We start from the raw sequence: 16656 nt of genomic DNA, 5'->3' as shown, positions 1-16656 counted from the left end.
GTTAAAGGGGCGGGGCGCTAGCGCTTCGCCCCCAGATGCCGCTCCCCCCGCGCCTTCGCCAGCGCGATCTGCTTTTGCCGTTCGCGGAACCGCTCCCGCCGTTCCTCGGAATTCTCGCCGATACAGCGGTGGCAGCTTACGCCTTCCTCATACTCCGCCCGTGTCAGATCCTCGGGCGTCAGCGGCCGGCGGCAGGCCCGGCACAGCCCGTGCGGCCCCTCGATCAGGCCGTGGCCCACCGATACCCGCTCGTCAAATACAAAGCATTCGCCCTGCCACAGGCTCTCTTCCTGCGGCACTTCCTCGAGGTATTTCAGAATGCCGCCCTTCAGGTGGAACACATCCTCCACCCCCTGACCCAGCAGATAGTTGGTGGATTTCTCGCAGCGGATGCCGCCGGTGCAGAACATTGCGATCCGCTTGTTGTGGAACCGCTGCTTGTTCTGTTCCCACCATGCCGGAAAGTCGCGGAAGGCGCGGGTTTCAGGGTCTATCGCGCCTTGAAACGTGCCGATCGACACTTCGTAATCGTTGCGCGTGTCGATCACCGCCACATCGGGCGCCGCGATCAGCGCGTTCCAGTCTTCGGGTGCCACGTAGTGGCCGACGCGCGCGCGCGGGTCCACGTCGGGTTGGCCCATTGTCACGATTTCGCGCTTGATGCGTACCTTCATGCGACCGAACGGTTTGTTGGTGGCAGAGCTTTCCTTCCACTCCAGGTCGGCACAGCCGGGCAGGGCGCGGATATGGGCCAGCACCGTGTCTATTCCGCCCCGATCGCCGGCAATCGTGCCATTGATCCCCTCGGCGGCCAGCAGCAGCGATCCGGTGGTTCGGGCCTTTTCGCAGGTCGCCAACAGCGGCCCCTGCAGCGCGGCGGGGTCGGCGAAACGGGTGAAATGATAAAGCGCGGCAACGGTGAACATGACGCTCAGATAGGCCCAATTCCGTGGCGGATCAATCCCGGCCCGCGCCGCCCGCCGCAAGGGCCAGCCCATCGACCACGGCGGTGAACACCTCTGATGTTTCCTGCTCGGCATCCGGCAGCAACGCCCCGATCGCGGCGCGCACAACCGCCATCAGGCTCGATCCGCCCACAAACACCACCCGGTCGATCGCCTCCGGCCCGCACCCGGCCATGGCCAGCGTTTCGGCCGCGGTCTGGCGGATCTCATGGGCGAACCCGGCCAGATCGCGCGCCAGATCGGCGGGCGCCAGCAGCGGCCTCAGTCCCTTTTCCACCACGTTCAGGTCGATCGCGCCGGCCCGGTTGCCGTTCGCGGCGATCTTCCCGGCCTCGACGGCATAGGCCACATCATGGCCCAGATGCATCTCCAGCACCTCGCCCAGCCGGGTGAACAGGCGCGGCGTCAGCGCCTGACGCTCCATCCGGCGCACGTCGCGCAACAGATCCGCGCTGTAGAGAAACGGGATCTTCTCCCAGCTGGCCAGTTCGGTGAAGATCGAAACCGGCGCGGTAACGGTGCCCGGCCCCATGTCCTTGCGCAGCTCCGCGCCCATGCCCAGCAGCGGCATCACATGGGCAAGGCTCAGCGCCTTGTCGAAATCGGTGCCGCCGAGGCGCACCCCGTGGCTGGCGCGAATCGTCACCTCGCCCTGCGCCGCGTCGAATACCGTGAAATCCGAGGTGCCGCCGCCGATATCCACGATCAACCCGCGCCCCGCCCCGCCCCCGGCCAGCGCCGCCGCCTCCGGCTCGGGCAAGAAGCGAACGGCGCGAAACCCGGCGCGGGCATAGGCTTCGGTCAGATCTTCCAGCGCCTGCCGGTCGCGTGCGGGGGCATGGCTGTGAAAATGCACCGGGCGGCCCGAAACGGCGGTGTCGAACGTGGTGCCGGTGGCGGCCTCGGCACGCGCTTTCACCTCGGCCAGAAACCGGGCAATGATGTCGATCAGGGTCATGCGCTCGTTCAGAACATGCCGGGTCTCGCGTGCCAGCGGCGTGCCCAGAATGCTTTTCAACGAGCGCATGAAGCGCCCCTCGCGCCCCTCGATCAGCGCCTCCGCCGCCTTACTGCCGTAAAGCACCTCGCGCCGGTCGAAATCAAGAAACACGATCGTGGGCATCGTGCTCTGCCCGGGTTCCAGCGCGATGACACGCGGGCGCCCCTGCTCGGCCACCGCCGCCGCGGTGTTCGAAGTGCCGAAGTCTATGCCAAGCGCCGCCATGTTCCGCCCCCACGAAAGAGCGCCGCGCTTAGCAAAACCCGTCACGGGGTGCAAGCGTCCCGCCATTGACGTGGGCGCATGCGCTGCTTAGCAAAGTAAGGGAACCAACGGAGCTGCCCCATGCGACCCGCCAATGAAGCCCTGATCGTGATCGACGTGCAAAATGATTTCTGCCCCGGCGGCGCGCTCGCCGTGCCCGACGGAGACGCCATCCTGCCCCGCATCAACACGCTGCTCGAGGAATTCCACGTCAAGGTCTTCACCCAGGATTGGCACCCCGCCAACCATTCCTCCTTTGCCAGCCAGCATGAGGGCAAGGCCCCGTTCGAGGTGGTCGATATGCCCTATGGCGGCCAGATCCTGTGGCCCGACCACTGCATTCAGGGCACGCCGGGCGCGGCCTTCCACCCCGATCTGAACACCGACGCCGCCGACCTGATCCTGCGCAAGGGCTTCCGCCCCGGTATCGACAGCTATTCGGCGTTCTTCGAGAATGACCACGAAACCCCCACCGGCCTTGACGGCTATCTCGACGTGCGCGGCGTCACCTCTGTCACGCTGGTCGGGCTGGCCACCGATTTCTGCGTGCAATACTCGGCGCTCGACGCGGTCAAGCTGGGCTATAACGTTACCGTTCTGGAAGGCGCCTGCCGCGCGATCGACCTTGACGGCAGCCTCGAAGACGCGCGCGACGGTATGCTCGACGCCGGTATCGTGCTGGACGCCTGAGCATGGTGGATATCGCGACCCGGGTCTATAATCACAAATGGAAGATAGACCCCATCGTCCGGTCGCTGATCGACACGGATTTCTACAAGCTGCTGATGTGCCAGTCGGTGTTCCACAACAAGCCCGACACCCAGGTCAGCTTCAGCCTGATCAACCGCACCAAAACCATCCGCCTGGCCGAGCTGATCGATGAGGGAGAGCTTCGCGAACAGCTCGATCATATCCGCACCCTGCGCCTGTCGCGCGGCGAAAGCACTTGGCTGCGCGGCAACATGTTCTACGGCAAGCGCCAGATGTTCCGCTCCGATTTCATGGAATGGTTCGAGGGGCTGCAGCTTCCGCCCTATCACCTTGAAAAACGCGACGGCCAGTATGAGCTTACCTTCGAAGGCGCATGGCCCGAGGTCATGCTGTGGGAGGTTCCGGCGCTCGCCGTGCTGATGGAGTTGCGCGGCCGTGCCGTGCTGCAGCACATGGGCAAGTTCGAGCTTCAGGTGCTCTACGCCCGCGCCATGACCAAGCTGTGGGAAAAGGTCGAGCAGCTGCGCGGCATCGACAAGCTGCGCATCGCCGATTTCGGCACCCGCCGCCGGCATTCCTTCCTGTGGCAGGACTGGTGCGTTCAGGCGCTGATGGAGGGGCTGGGCGACAAGTTCGTCGGCACCTCGAACTGCCTGATCGCCATGCACCGCGAGGTCGAGGCGATCGGCACCAACGCCCATGAGCTGCCCATGGTCTATGCCGCGCTCGCCGACAGCGACGCCGAGCTGGCCCAGGCCCCCTATCAGGTGCTGGCCGACTGGCATCAGGAGCATGAGGGCAACCTGCGCATCATCCTGCCCGACACCTACGGCACCGAAGGCTTCCTGCGCAACGCGCCCGACTGGCTGACCTCCTGGACGGGGGTGCGGATCGACAGCGGCGATCCGGCCGAGGGTGCCGAAATGGCGATCCGCTGGTGGCAGGATCGCGGCGAAGACCCGCGCGAAAAGCTGGTGATCTTCTCCGACGGCCTGGACGTGGACAAGATCGTGACGCTTCAAGCGCAGTTTCAGGGGCGGGTGAAGGTCAGCTTCGGCTGGGGCACGCTGCTGACCAACGATTTCCGCGGGCTGGTGACGGACGACGCGCTGGCGCCGTTTTCACTGGTGTGCAAGGCGGTTTCGGCCAACGGGCGGCCCACGGTGAAACTGTCGGACAACCCGCTGAAGGCGATGGGCCCGGCAGATGAGATCGCACGCTACAAACGGGTGTTCGGCGTCGGCGAACAGGTCGCGCGGGAGGTTGTGGTTTAGTGGTCCAGGCGGCCGTCTGAAATATCGATGACTGCTTTTGACCAGAAGAGTTTTGGATTCTCAAATCCTGGAACCGGTGAGATAATGCCGAGTTTCACCAGTTGGTCAATATTCTTCTTGGCCGATTGGTAACTGGTTTCCGAAACTTTTGCAGCATCTGAAATGGAAACTACTGGCCGTTCAAAAAGGTGATCGCAGATGGTTATTGCAGAGACGGACTTTGTCTTCTGCTGTATTGTGCTGCGATAGCGATCACGTAATTCGTTGAGCTTGATGATTGTATTGATGGTTTCGTTGGATGAAATTTTTACAGCCCGGAGGAAATAGCGAAGCCACCTTATCCAATCTCCCTTGGACGAAACGGCGAACATCGCATCAATGTACTCATCTTTGTTTCTCTCAATGTATGGGCTTACATAAAGCAGAGGCGCATCAAGCAACCCCTTGAGAAGAAGTTGCAAAGTTATCAACATTCTGCCCACACGTCCGTTACCGTCACCGAATGGGTGTATCGTTTCAAACTGATAGTGGACGAGTCCTGCCGCGATCAGAGCTGGCAATCCAGCTGTGTCTTTGTTTATGAATGCCTCCAGATCATCCATACATTGTATTGCTTCATTCGGCGGTGGAGGAATAAAGCGGGCATCCCTGATATCTAATGCACCAATCCAGTTTTGGTGAATTTTGTACTCCCCCGGCCGCTTATTGGCTCCCCTAGGTTTTGTGGCCCCAGACAATAGAACTGAGTGCATTCCCTTGACGACGCGGTGCGATATTGGAAGTGTTTTTGTTTGTTCGATGGCATAATCAATTGCGCGAATATAGTTGTACACCTCGCGGTCGGCGTTACTTCCGCTTCCGCTGTCCAGTGCCTCAACAATCGCCAGATTATCAGCTGTAGAAAAGGTGCCTTCCATTGCTGAAGAACGAAGAGCTTCATTTCTTTGCAGCGGCCTGATAACCATATACGGGTTCAAAATCGTACTACCAATGCGATTCAGGCCACCAAGTGCGGCCGACGCCTCGCCGAATTCGTCGATCAGGCAAGCGAGTTCGATTTCAGGTGGAAGCGGATGCGGAACAAATGCTGACATCCCTTCTATGGTAGCAACAAGTTTGCCAGTCTTCTGTTGGTTGAACAATGTCGCATCCATGTTGCACCTTGAGTTAAATGCGTCGAAACTTAATTGAACCTTTGTCGGGTAAAGGTTCAATCATGCAGTCATGGAGTGAACCATGAGTCAAGTGCGTTCAACTACATAGTGAGGCCGACAGGTAATTCTCCACGACCACTCGTGAAGAATTCAAGACATAGAAGTGGCATCGTCAGCTACTACAAGAAGTTCCTCACTCCTCCCCGCTCACCTTCCCGCGCATCGCCTTCACTTCCCCCCGCACCTTTTTCGCCTTCAGTCTCCGCTTCTTCGCGCCCAGTGTCGGCTTTGTCGGCACCCGGCGTTTCGGCGCGACCAGCGCTTTGGTGATCAGTTCCGCCAGCCGCTCGCGCGCGATCTCGCGGTTGCGGGCCTGGCTGCGGGTTTCGTCGCATTGAATCACCAGCGCGCCGTCCTTGGTCCAGCGGCGCCCGGCCAGCCGGCGCAGCCGCGTCTTGACCGGGCCGGGCAGGTTGGGGCTGCGCTCGGCCTCGAACCGCAGGTCCACCGCCGTTGACACCTTGTTCACATTCTGCCCGCCGGGGCCCGAGGCGCGGGAAAACACCTCGGTCAATTCCCAGTCTTCGATGGTGATCTTGTCGTTGATGCGCAGCATGGGGGATTTGTACCGAACCGGGGGGCGAATGGTACCAAGCGTACAGGGGCGGGGGCCAAACCAAAAGGGCTGCCGGAAGTCGGCAGCCCTTCGAGTATCTTGGGAGATGGGCCAGTTAGAGCAAAGCCCAATCAGGGATGTTCGACCTTCCGGATTGCCTTCAGGTCACGGCCTCCCCAACTGTTCGGACACCTCTCTCCAATATCACTCTAGACACTGGACCACCTCCTTTCTGCTGCTGCCGTTACAGGTAGGGTGCCACATATTTAGTGTTTGTCAAAACTTTTCACGCAACCCGTGGAATAAGGCGCCCAACAATTAGGCGAAATGGCGCAAGTGCCAACAAAGCGAGCGAAAGTTTGACAAGCCAGTCCGCAAATGCCAGCGAAACCCACAGCGGCACCATCGGTCCCACGCTCAACAGCGGCAGGGTTTCATTGGCCCAGCTGACGTCGTTGGCGGGCTCCAGAACGGTCAAAGCCCCTGAAAACGCGACAAAAAAGAAGATCGCCGTATCGACCGAAGATCCCACCAGCGTTGATGCCAGCGGCGCCCGCCACCATTTGCCTTCGCGCAGCCGGTTGAAAATCGCCACGTCCAGCATCTGCGCCGTCAGAAAGGCGAGCCCCGATCCCAGCGCGATGCGCAGCGTCACCAGCGGGCCGAACTCGCCCATGATCTGCGTTCCGATCAGCGAGCAGATCACCCCCACCACGAACCCCGCGGCCACGACCTTGCGGGCAGGCCCCACGCCGTAGACGCGGTTCATCACATCGGTGACGAGGAAGGCGAAGGGATAGGTAAAGGCGCCCCAGGTCAGCCATTGTCCGAACAGGAACTGCACCAGAATGTTGGAGGCCACGACGATGGCGGCCATGGCGAGAACGCCGGGAAGAAGAGTGCGGGTCATCAGGTTGATCCGTTTTTACAAGGTTGCGGAGACTTGGCCGCCAAGGCGGCGAACGCGCCCTGCTAGCGCCCGTAAAACCGGAAATCAACCCGGTATTTCGCCGAAACGGGGGCGGAAACCATCAGCGTGCGGCCAGAACCTGGGCGCATTGCCCGGGCAGGTCTTCCATCGTGTAATCCCGCGCGCCGCGCTTTCTGGGGGCCGGGGGGCTGGCGGGTGTCTTGGGTGGGTTCAGATAATCGGTCACCCACCATTGCAACGTCTCGTCGCAGCCGTCGCCGCCTTTGGAAAGCTCTGCCACGCTGGGCCTTTGCGTCTGGCAGAAGGCCGATCCCGCAGGGCATTTCAGGCGTATGTGGAAATGGGTGTTGTGGCCGTAAAGCGGGCGGATCTTCTGAAGCCAGGCCCTGTCGGCCCGGCGCGCTGTCTTGCACATCTCGATCTTGACGGGCGGGGTCACGAAAATCCGGTCTACCGCCGGGTCTGATGCGGCGGCTTTCAGGATGTTGTAATGGGCCCGCGTGAAATTGCCGTTGACGCTGCGCTGATCGGCACTGCGCACGTTCAGCGAGCTGATCTTCTCGCGGTCGCTGCGGCTCAGGTTCAGCCGTTTGGGTGGCAGCATCCAGATATCCGCGTCCAGCCCGATCTGATGCGAGGCGTGGCCGCTTGTCATCGGGCCGCCGCGCGGCTGGCTGATGTCGCCGATGTAGAGCCCGGCCCAGCCGTGGCGCGTGGCCTCGGCGCCGAGCCTCTGGATGAAGGCGATCATCTCGGGGTGGCCCCAGTTGCGGTTGCGGCTCAGCCGCATCGCCTGCCATGTCGGGCCGGTTTCGGGCAGTTGCATCAGCCCGGCGCCGCAGCCCTTGGCATAGGTGCCGATCGCCGCGGGCACATGGGCCGACGCCGTCCTTTTGGCGCCGAAAAGCTGATTGGCCTTTTCCTGCGCGCAAACAGGACTGACAAGCCCCAGGATCAGGGCAATTGCGGAGAGGGTGCGGACCATTCTTCTGCTCGTTCGCCTTCTGGTTTCACCCAGAGTAGCAAAAACAGCCCGATAAGAAAGAGGGCGATCAGCGGGGTGATGCCCAATTGCTGACTTCCGCTCAGATCGGTGGCGATACCGATGGAAATCGGGGCGACAAAAGACGTGGCCTTGCCGGCCAGGGCGTAAAGGCCGAAGGCTTCGGTAACGCGGCCGGCGGGGGCCTGGTGCACCATCATCGTACGGCTGGCCGATTGCAGCGCCCCCCCGGCGCCCCCGATCAGCGCCCCAAGGATATAGAAGGCGATGTCGGGCAAGGCGGAGCCGGCCGGCACCGCGATGCCCAGCACCGAACTGCGCGATACAAAGACCACCGCGATGGCGACCCCTGTCAACACCAGGACGGTGGCGAAGATCACCGGCTTCGGGCCGAACCGCGCGTCGGCCCGGCCGCCGAGCCAGGCGAAGACGGCGCCGGTGATCGCCGCGATGATCCCGAAGATCCCCACATCCACGACCGACCATTCCAGCACGCCCGCCGCATAGATGCCGCCAAAGGCATACATGCCGTTCAGCGCGTCGCGGTAGAACATCGACGATCCCAGATAGGCGAACAGGCTGCGGTTGTCGGGCAGGTGGCGCAGGGTCTGGCGCAGCTCGGGCAGGGCGGAGCGGACGGCCTGCACGATGGTCAGCGCCTCCGGGTGGCGCGGCTCGCGCACCCATAGAAAGAACGGCACCATGAAAACCGCGAACCACAGCGCCGTGAACGGGCCGACGGCGCGGGTGCCTTCGCGCATCGCCGCATCCAGCCCCAGCACCGGGGCGATGCCGATCAGCGTTTTGCCTGTTGTGGCGCTTTCGGCGAAAAACACCAGCATCACGGCGAGTGACAGCACCCCGCCCAGATAGCCGAACGCCCAGCCGGAGCCGGAGATGCGCCCGATCTCTTCGCGGGGGCCGAGATCGGGGAGCATGGCATTGGTGAAGATGGTGGCGAATTCCATCCCGATCAGGCCGATGCCGAAGGAAAGCAGAACCAGCGGCAGGTGAAAGCTGCCGGGCGCGGCCCACCACAGGCCCCAGGCACCGGCAAAATAGAGCAGCGAGAACAGCCAGATGAACCGCATCCGCCCGCCTGCCCGGTCGGCGATCGCACCCAGAACCGGCGCCAGCAGCGCGATCAGGATGCCCGCAGCCCCGACGCCATAGCCCCATGCGGTCTGGGCCGCCGTGCCGCTGCCCAGCATCTCTTTCACATAGGGGCCGAAGATGAAGGTGATGAGCAGGGTGTTATAGGGCTGGCTGGCCCAATCGAAGAAACACCATCCCCAGATGCGCCGTTTCGCCGACCCATGCGCCATCACACCGTTCCCCGCCCTTGCCCGAGGCGATTTGAGCGGCAAACCACCGGCGGCGCAAGGGGCTTGGCGTGGCTACCGCTGTGGCGGCCAGGGGCGTTCGGCCTCGGCGGCGATCCAGGCGGTGACCCAGCCGGGCATCTCGGGCGGGATCGTATCTTCGCCCATCGCGGCCAGCACGCGGGCGGGCGCGACAATGCCGTTCGCATCGGTCACCGCGACACGGTAGAGCGCGTGGCTGGTGCATTCGTCGGCTTTCCACATCGACTGCTCGACATACAAAAACCGGGCATCCCAGCCGACGAAACGGGTCCGCATCTCGATCTTGTCGAACAGGCGCACCCGACGGCGATACCGAACGGAAACCCCGGCCATTGTCATGCCCCAGCGTTTCTGCCGCAGCACGGCGACAAGGCCGGCCCGCGCGGCCGCCGGCAAGCGGCCCAGATCATAGAGCGTCAGGGTGCGGCCGTTGTTCAGCTCTCGCCACGGGTCGATATCCCAGGGCCAGCAGACATGGTACGAGACATGGGTGCCCCACAGCGGCAGGGCAGGGCCGTTGCGGTGAACCATCATCTCCTTGAAAAGGCGCAGAAACGGGTACAATGCTGTCTCCTTTTGGCGAAAGACTGGGCTTGCCCTGCCAAAGGTCAATCCGCTACGTCGCGTTAGATGGTTGTCACCGCAGGCCCTTACGCTTACCTCTTGGGCAACTCTGGCTCAGAAAGACCCTTGCCCATGCTCTCGATCCTGCAAATCCTGCTTTTGATACTCGACATCGTCTGGTTCGTCATCATTGTCCAGATCATCATGAGCTGGCTGATCAGCTTTCAGGTGCTGAACCTGCGTCAGCCGCTGGTCGCGCAGATCTGGGACGGGCTGAACCGGCTGCTGGAGCCGATCTACGCCCCGATCCGCCGCATCCTGCCCAACACCGGCGGGCTGGATCTGGCGCCGCTGATCGTGCTGGTCGGCATCTATGCGCTGCGCATCGTCATCGGCAATAATCTCTACTCTTTCGCCTGAGGCCTTGTTCGCGGATTCCTAACGTGGGAGAGTCTGGCAAAACAGAGCAGTTTGCCTAAAATCCCGCAGGTCCCATGCCAGGCGCAGCAGAGCTTCTTTCATCCGTCTTCGGATTCTCCGAATTCCGCCCCGGCCAGGCCGAGATCGTCGATGCGGTCATGGCCGGGCAACATACGCTGGCGATCATGCCCACCGGCGGCGGCAAATCGCTGTGCTTTCAGCTTCCCGCGCTGTGCCGCGACGGGGTGACGGTCGTGATTTCGCCGCTGATCGCGCTGATGCGCGATCAGGTGCGCGGGCTGCGCGAGGCGGGCGTGGCGGCGGGGGCGCTGACCTCCGGCAATACCGAAGAAGAAACCGAAGAGGTGTTTCGCGCCCTCGACGAAGGCGTGCTGAAACTGCTCTACATGGCGCCCGAGCGCCTTTCCGCCGGTGGCACGCTGAACCTGCTGCGCCGCATCGGCGTCAGCCTGATCGCGGTGGACGAGGCGCATTGCGTCAGTCAGTGGGGCCATGATTTTCGCCCCGATTACCTGCGCATCGGCGAATTGCGGCGCAGCCTGAACGTGCCGCTGGCCGCCTTCACCGCCACCGCCGACGCCGAAACCCGCGCCGAGATCGTGACCCGGCTGTTCGACGGGGTGCAGCCCGAAACCTTTCTGCGCGGCTTCGACCGGCCCAACATCCACCTGGCGTTCGAGGTCAAGGATTCCCCACGCCGCCAGATCCTCGATTTCGCGGATGCCCGCAAGGGCCAGTCCGGCATCGTCTATTGCGGCACGCGGGCCAAGACCGAAAGCCTGGCCGCCGCCCTGCGCGAGGCGGGCCACAGCGCCTGCCACTATCACGGCGGGATGGAGGCGGAGCCGCGACGCGAGGTCGAGGCACGGTTCCAGCGCGAAGACGGGCTGATCGTGGTTGCCACCGTCGCCTTCGGCATGGGGGTGGACAAGCCCGATATCCGCTGGGTCGCCCATGCCGATCTGCCGAAATCCATCGAAGGTTACTATCAGGAAATCGGCCGCGCCGGGCGCGATGGCGCCCCGGCCGAAACCCTCACGCTTTACGGCCCCGAAGACATCCGCCTGCGCCGGTCGCAGATCGATGAAAGCCCCGCCCCGGCAGAGCGTCGCGCGGCCGATCACGCGCGGCTGAACGCGCTGCTGGGCCTGGCAGAGGCGCTGACATGCCGCCGCCAGACCCTGCTTGGCTATTTCGGCGAAGAGGCGCAACCCTGCGGAACTTGCGACCTGTGCGATCGCCCTGCCGAAGCTTTCGACGGGACAGAGGCCGTGCGCAAGGCGCTGTCGGCGATCCTGCGCACCGGCGAATACTTCGGTGCCGGGCATCTGATCGACATCCTTACCGGCAACGGCACCGACAAGGTGAAGGCGCGCAGCCACGATGCGCTGCCCACCTTCGGGGTCGGGCGTGAGTTCGACCGCCGCCAGTGGCAGGCGATATTCCGTCAGATGATGGGGCATGATCTTGTGCGCCCCGATCCCGAACGCCACGGCGCCCTGCGCATGACCGAAGCCGCGCGCCCGATCCTGCGCGGCGAAGCGGGGATCGAGCTGCGCCGGGATACCATCCGCAAGGCCAGCAGCGCGCGTCCCGCCGTCAAGACGCTGGTCGCGGAGGAGGATGCGCCGCTTTTGTCGGCGCTCAAGGCGAAACGCCGCGCCTTTGCCGAGGCCGCCAAGGCACCCGCCTATGTCATTTTCAATGACCGCACCTTGATCGAAATGGCGGAGAAACGCCCGCAGACACTGGACGAGATGGCGCGTATCAGCGGCGTCGGCGCGAAAAAGCTCGAACGCTACGGCGCGGCCTTCCTCGAGGTGATCACCGGAGAGGGCACCGCGGCGCTGCATCCCACGCGGCGCAAGCTGGCGGGGCGCGAGGCGGCTAGCCTTTATGACCGCCTTCTGGAAGTGCAGGCCGAACTTTCGCGTGGTGACGGCGGCATCGACAAGCCGCTGAGCTGTTCGACATCGCTGCTTGCCAAGGTGGCCGAGACGCGCCCCGGTGACCTCCGCGCGCTGGAGCGGCTTCTGGGTGACCGGCGGGCCGAGCGGTTCGGTGCGGCCTTTTTGCAGGTGCTCCACGAGGCCTGAGCGCTGGACGCGCGGCGGCGCTCTGCTAGGTTGCGCGCCGGAGCAGATAAAAGGGTGCAAATGCTGGTTGTCGTCTCGCCTGCCAAACGTCTGGATTTTTCGCCGGTTGAGGGGCACGCCGTCACCGCGCCCGCCTTTCAGCAAGACGCCGCCCATCTGGCCGGGGTCGCCCGCGCGCTGAGCGTGCCCGATCTGCAAAAGCTGATGGGGATCAGTGAAAACCTGGCCCGGCTGAATGCCGAGCGTTTCGCCGATTTCGCCTCCGGCCCCGCCGCTGACAGAACCCGGCCCGCCGCGCTGGCCTTTGCGGGCGATACCTACGCCGGGCTCGAGGCCGCATCGCTGGATGCCGACGATCTGCGCTGGGCCCAAGGCCATCTGCGCATATTGTCAGGCCTTTACGGCCTGTTGCGTCCGCTTGACGCGATCCAGCCCTATCGCCTGGAAATGGGCAGCCGGCTGAAGACCGACAGGGGCGCGACGCTTTATGAGTATTGGGGCGACCGGCTGGCCGAGGCGCTGAACGTGGCAGCGCGGGAGGCCGGCACCGACGTGCTGGTCAATTGCGCGTCGGTCGAATATTTCAGTGCGGTGCCGGAGCAGGCGCTCGGGCTACGCGTGATCACGCCGGTATTTCTCGAGCAGCGCGGCGGGCAGCAGAAGATCGTCAGCTTCTTCGCCAAGAAGGCGCGCGGGGCGGTGGCCCGGTTCATCATCGAACACCGCCTGACCGACCCCGAAAGCCTGCGGGCCTTCGACACCGGCGGCTACCGGTTCAGCGCAGCCTTGTCCGAAGGGGATCGCTGGGTTTTTCTGCGCGATGGTGAAGAGGGCTGAACGCCCGTCTTCAAGCCAACGCCGTGTCACCGCCCGCCGCCGCCAGTTCACGCACGGGCGGGTCGTCGGGCTGTGGCGGCAGGCACTGCGCCGGCAGGTGGTCAAGGATCATCCCGACGATCAGGTCTTTCTTGAGCGGCTTGGTCAGATAGTGGGTCAGGCCGGCCGCCAGAATCTCTTCGGCGTCACCCTCCATCGCGTGGGCGGTCATCGCCACGATCGGAACCGGGGCCGCTCCGGTCTTGGCCTCGGCCTCGCGGATGGCGCGGGCGGCTGCCTTTCCGTCCATCCCCGGCATGGAAATATCCATGAAGATCAGATCGGGCCGGTCGGTCTGAAACGCCTCCAGCGCCTGATGCCCGTTTTCGGCGACGCTGAGATCGATATCCAGGGTCTGAACCATCTTGGCGAAGACCAGCCTGTTGGTGCGGTTGTCTTCGGCGGCCAGCACTTTCATCCGCCGGGGGGCGGGCGGGGGGGTGGGCGCTGCCGCCGAGCGCGCAATCAGATCGTTGATCGCCCCGAACAGCGCGCGCCGCAAGACCGGTTTGGTCATTACCATGTCGACATCCGGCTGCGCCCCGCTATCGCGCAGCACGCCGGGGTTGGAGCTGAGCAACAGGATCGGCGCGTCGCAGCCCGCGCCCCGCAGCGCCCGCGCAAAGGCGAGCCCGTCGGTTCCCGGCATCCGCTGGTCGGTGATGATCAGATCCACCGGCCCGTCCGTCGGCATCGCCTCGAGCGCTTCGGTGGCCGACCGGTGCAGGATCACCTGCAGGTTCATCTGGCTGAGCTGCCGGTCCAGAATGGTGCGGTTGATCTCCTGATCGTCGACCACCAGCACACGCCCGAGCCCCGGCGGCAGGGTCACCGGGCCGGAGTCGCCGTCTTCGGCGATGGGCAGGGTCAGGCAGATGCCAAAGCAGGAGCCCTTGCCTTTTTCGGATTCGAGCCAGATTTCGCCATCCATCAACTCGACAAGCTGGCGGGTGATCGCCAGGCCAAGCCCGGTGCCCTCGAATTTCCGGTTCTGCTGCTCCTCGACCTGATTGAATTCGCCGAAGACATGCTGCTGCATCTCGGGCGCGATGCCGATGCCGGTATCCTCGACAATGATGCGAAGCTGTTGATGGCCCGGCGTGTCGGCCTCGAATCCGACGACACGGATCAGGACATGGCCCTTTGCGGTGAATTTCACCGCATTGCCGATCAGGTTGATGAGGATCTGGCGGATGCGGCCCCTGTCTCCCTCAAACCGGGTGGGCAGGAACATGTCGTAATCGATGAAGATATCGAGCGGCTTGTCGCGCGTGTTGGCCTGCAGCAGCATGACGATTTCATGGATCGTCCGCTCCATATCGAACGGTTCGGGATGCAGGCGGAGCTTTTCCGCCTCGATCTTCGAATAATCCAGAACGTCGTTCAGAAGGGTCAGCAGCGCCTCGCCCGAGTTGCGGATGGTTTCGGCGTAGAGCCTTTGCTCTTCGCTCAGCGTGGTGTCGCACAGCAACTCGGCCATGCCAACGACGCCGTTCATCGGGGTGCGAAGTTCGTGGCTCATGTTTGCAAGAAAGGCTGATTTGGCGCGGTTCGCCGCCTCTGCGGCGACGCGGGCCTCATCCAGCGCCTGCTGCTGGCGCTTTTGCTCGGTGATGTCCACGCGCAGACCAACCAACCCGCCGTCGGGGGTGCGCTTTTCCAGAATGCGCACCCACTGGCCGCCGGCCAGCTCCTGCTCGATAACGCCATCCGTGCGCTGGTGGCGGATCATCCGTTCGGCCAGCCACTCTTCTTCGCGCCCGATGGCCTCTTCGTACTGGCCGCGTTCCAGCCCGTAGCGCAGGATCTGTTCGAAAGATCTGCCGGGCACCATGGCCGGCGCGCTTTCGGCATAGATCTCGCGGTAGCGATCGTTGCACATCACCAGCCGGTCGTCGTGATCGTATAGCACGAACCCGTCGGGAATCGCCTCGACCGCCGCCCACATGCGCATCATCTCGGTGATGTTGAGGTTCAGAGATACGATGTCGCCGCCGGGTGTGCGGCGGTCGATCAGTTTTACATATTGGCCGTTCCACAGGCGGATCACCCGATCGGGGATCGGATCCTGTTGCCAGCGCTGCCGCATCGCCGCGGCCCAATCCTCCGGGCTTTGGCCTTCGGTATCGACGATGCCTTCATCCGCGATCAGGCGGGCCACATCACAATAGCGCACCCCGAGCGACACTTCGGCCAGCCCGTCGAAAATCGACAGATAGGCCTTGTTGGCGGCGACCATCCTGTCTTCGGCGTCGAACACCGCAAACCCGTCGCGGATCGTTTCCAGCGAATCCCACAGGCGGCGTTCGGCGATGGCGACGGCATGGGTGACCACCTCGAGCTCTGACAGAACCTTGGTGTTCTGGCCGCGCAGGGCCTCTGCCTCCTGCTTGGTTTCCACGATTTCGTCCGACAGGCTGCGGGCGTGAACCGCCAGCTTGCGGTTGGCATCGAACAGCTCGCGGCTCTTTTGCTCCAGAAGCCGCTCTGCGGCGAGCCGTCCGCGCCGTTCGATGGCTAGTTTCTCTTCCAGCGTCATTCTGACCTCCGCCCTGTCGGCTTTCGGAGGTATCCAAACGCAACAGCGTGAATCCATGGTTAACGCTGGTGTGAAAGGGGGATGGCCGCGCCCGGTCGCCCTAGGATTGCGGCGAAAGCGGTATGCGCCCGGTGGCGGTGATCTGCCAGACGCCGCCATCTTCGATCACCACGGCCGACAGGGGGCCGCCATAGGCCGCGCCCGTGTCGAGGTTCAGGCGGTTGTGGTAGAGCGTGACCTGCGCGACCGGCGTGTGGCCATGTACGATCAGCGCGCCGTGATCGCGAAGATCGTCATGAAACCGGGCCCGGATCCAGACCAGATCATCCTCGGCCTGTTGGTCCAGCGGCACGCCGGGTCGGATGCCGGCGTGGCAGAAGAAGGTGCCGCCGCGCCGGTGGAATGGTTGCAGCGCGTCCAGCAGATCGAGATGGGCCGCAGGCACACGAGCGCGGGCGTCGGCATGGATTTGTTCTGGCGCGCGGTCCGGCGACACGTCGATGCCATAGGCGGCGAGGCTCTCGCGCCCGCCGACATTTTGCTGCAGCCAGCTCAGATCGCCCCGCAGCGGGTCTGGCTGCGACGGGGACTGCAGGAAATGCCACATCATCCGGTCGTGGTTGCCCTTCAGCAGGATCCAGGGCGCGCCCTCGGACAGACCCCGCGCCAGATGCCCCAGCACGCCGGGCACGTCCGGCCCGCGATCCACCAGATCGCCCAGATGTATCACGGGGGCATCCGCGTCGCCCAGGCGGGCCTTGTCTTCTTCAATCCAGCGCTGCACCTCGATCAGCTTGTCGAGATGACCGTGAATATCGCCAATCGCATAGCTTCGCATGCCGCCACCTTTCAAATGCA

The 16656-nt window shown here is 63.6% G+C and carries 15 protein-coding genes; 5 read left to right on the top strand and 10 right to left on the bottom strand.

The window, feature by feature from the left end:
• Positions 1-17 precede the first annotated feature (17 nt).
• Together trhO and GGR17_RS06215 are read right to left on the bottom strand one after the other, a co-directional pair.
• On the bottom strand, positions 18-926 hold the full coding sequence (trhO, locus tag GGR17_RS06220; protein ID WP_054540268.1) for an oxygen-dependent tRNA uridine(34) hydroxylase TrhO: 909 nt from the start codon (positions 924-926) through the stop codon (positions 18-20).
• A 31-nt stretch (positions 927-957) separates the two neighbouring features.
• Positions 958-2190 (bottom strand): Hsp70 family protein, encoded by a 1233-nt coding sequence (locus GGR17_RS06215; protein ID WP_054537677.1) that lies wholly within the window; start codon positions 2188-2190, stop codon positions 958-960.
• A gap of 120 nt (positions 2191-2310) precedes the next feature.
• On the opposite strand from GGR17_RS06215, the gene pncA reads away from it, so the two are divergent.
• Positions 2311-2919 carry a bifunctional nicotinamidase/pyrazinamidase gene (gene pncA, locus GGR17_RS06210; protein WP_054537678.1) on the top strand — a complete coding sequence of 203 codons (609 nt, stop codon included), beginning with the start codon at positions 2311-2313 and terminating at the stop codon, positions 2917-2919.
• A 2-nt stretch (positions 2920-2921) separates the two neighbouring features.
• On the top strand, positions 2922-4214 hold the full coding sequence (pncB, locus tag GGR17_RS06205; protein WP_082386487.1) for a nicotinate phosphoribosyltransferase: 1293 nt from the start codon (positions 2922-2924) through the stop codon (positions 4212-4214).
• Here pncB and GGR17_RS06200 read toward each other — a convergent pair.
• The 6 genes from GGR17_RS06200 to GGR17_RS06175 all read right to left on the bottom strand — a co-directional run bounded on the left by GGR17_RS06200 (position 4211) and on the right by GGR17_RS06175 (position 9846).
• Positions 4211-5368: a Fic family protein gene (locus tag GGR17_RS06200; RefSeq protein ID WP_082386488.1), complete on the bottom strand. Its 1158-nt coding sequence runs from the start codon at positions 5366-5368 to the stop codon at positions 4211-4213. The genes pncB and GGR17_RS06200 overlap by 4 nt on opposite strands.
• A 193-nt stretch (positions 5369-5561) precedes the next feature.
• Positions 5562-5984, bottom strand: coding sequence for an alternative ribosome rescue aminoacyl-tRNA hydrolase ArfB (gene arfB, locus GGR17_RS06195; protein ID WP_054537680.1), 423 nt, complete (start codon positions 5982-5984; stop codon positions 5562-5564).
• A gap of 286 nt (positions 5985-6270) precedes the next feature.
• On the bottom strand, positions 6271-6894 hold the full coding sequence (locus GGR17_RS06190; protein ID WP_054537681.1) for a queuosine precursor transporter: 624 nt from the start codon (positions 6892-6894) through the stop codon (positions 6271-6273).
• A gap of 121 nt (positions 6895-7015) precedes the next feature.
• A complete protein-coding gene (gene mepA / locus GGR17_RS06185; protein ID WP_054537682.1) occupies positions 7016-7900 on the bottom strand; it encodes a penicillin-insensitive murein endopeptidase in 885 nt (294 codons plus the stop codon).
• On the bottom strand, positions 7870-9243 hold the full coding sequence (locus tag GGR17_RS06180; RefSeq protein WP_054537683.1) for an MFS transporter: 1374 nt from the start codon (positions 9241-9243) through the stop codon (positions 7870-7872). Before GGR17_RS06180 ends, mepA begins: the two co-directional genes overlap by 31 nt.
• Before the next feature lie 72 nt (positions 9244-9315).
• Positions 9316-9846: an acyl-CoA thioesterase gene (locus GGR17_RS06175; RefSeq protein ID WP_054537684.1), complete on the bottom strand. Its 531-nt coding sequence runs from the start codon at positions 9844-9846 to the stop codon at positions 9316-9318.
• A gap of 132 nt (positions 9847-9978) precedes the next feature.
• Here GGR17_RS06175 and GGR17_RS06170 point away from each other — a divergent pair, with 132 nt between their 5' ends.
• The 3 genes from GGR17_RS06170 (at position 9979) to yaaA (ending at position 13220) form a co-directional block, all read left to right on the top strand.
• Positions 9979-10266: a YggT family protein gene (locus tag GGR17_RS06170; RefSeq protein ID WP_054537685.1), complete on the top strand. Its 288-nt coding sequence runs from the start codon at positions 9979-9981 to the stop codon at positions 10264-10266.
• A gap of 74 nt (positions 10267-10340) precedes the next feature.
• Positions 10341-12383, top strand: a complete 2043-nt coding sequence (gene recQ / locus GGR17_RS06165; protein WP_054537686.1) for a DNA helicase RecQ — start codon at positions 10341-10343, stop codon at positions 12381-12383.
• Between the two features lie 60 nt (positions 12384-12443).
• Positions 12444-13220 (top strand): peroxide stress protein YaaA, encoded by a 777-nt coding sequence (gene yaaA, locus GGR17_RS06160; protein WP_054537687.1) that lies wholly within the window; start codon positions 12444-12446, stop codon positions 13218-13220.
• A 10-nt stretch (positions 13221-13230) separates the two neighbouring features.
• Here yaaA and GGR17_RS06155 read toward each other — a convergent pair whose 3' ends face one another.
• Together GGR17_RS06155 and GGR17_RS06150 are read right to left on the bottom strand one after the other, a co-directional pair.
• On the bottom strand, positions 13231-15798 hold the full coding sequence (locus tag GGR17_RS06155) for a hybrid sensor histidine kinase/response regulator (protein WP_082386489.1): 2568 nt from the start codon (positions 15796-15798) through the stop codon (positions 13231-13233).
• Between the two features lie 100 nt (positions 15799-15898).
• The gene (locus tag GGR17_RS06150; protein ID WP_054537688.1) at positions 15899-16636 is read right to left on the bottom strand and encodes a metallophosphoesterase; all 738 of its coding nucleotides are present in this window, start codon (positions 16634-16636) and stop codon (positions 15899-15901) included.
• Between the last annotated feature and the right edge of the window lie 20 nt (positions 16637-16656).

The sequence above is a fragment of the Actibacterium naphthalenivorans genome (assembly GCF_014196965.1).
In the GTDB taxonomy this organism is placed as follows: domain Bacteria; phylum Pseudomonadota; class Alphaproteobacteria; order Rhodobacterales; family Rhodobacteraceae; genus Actibacterium_A; species Actibacterium_A naphthalenivorans.
Note: the sequence above shows the minus strand (reverse complement) of the source record. Positions and strands in the feature narration are given on the sequence as shown.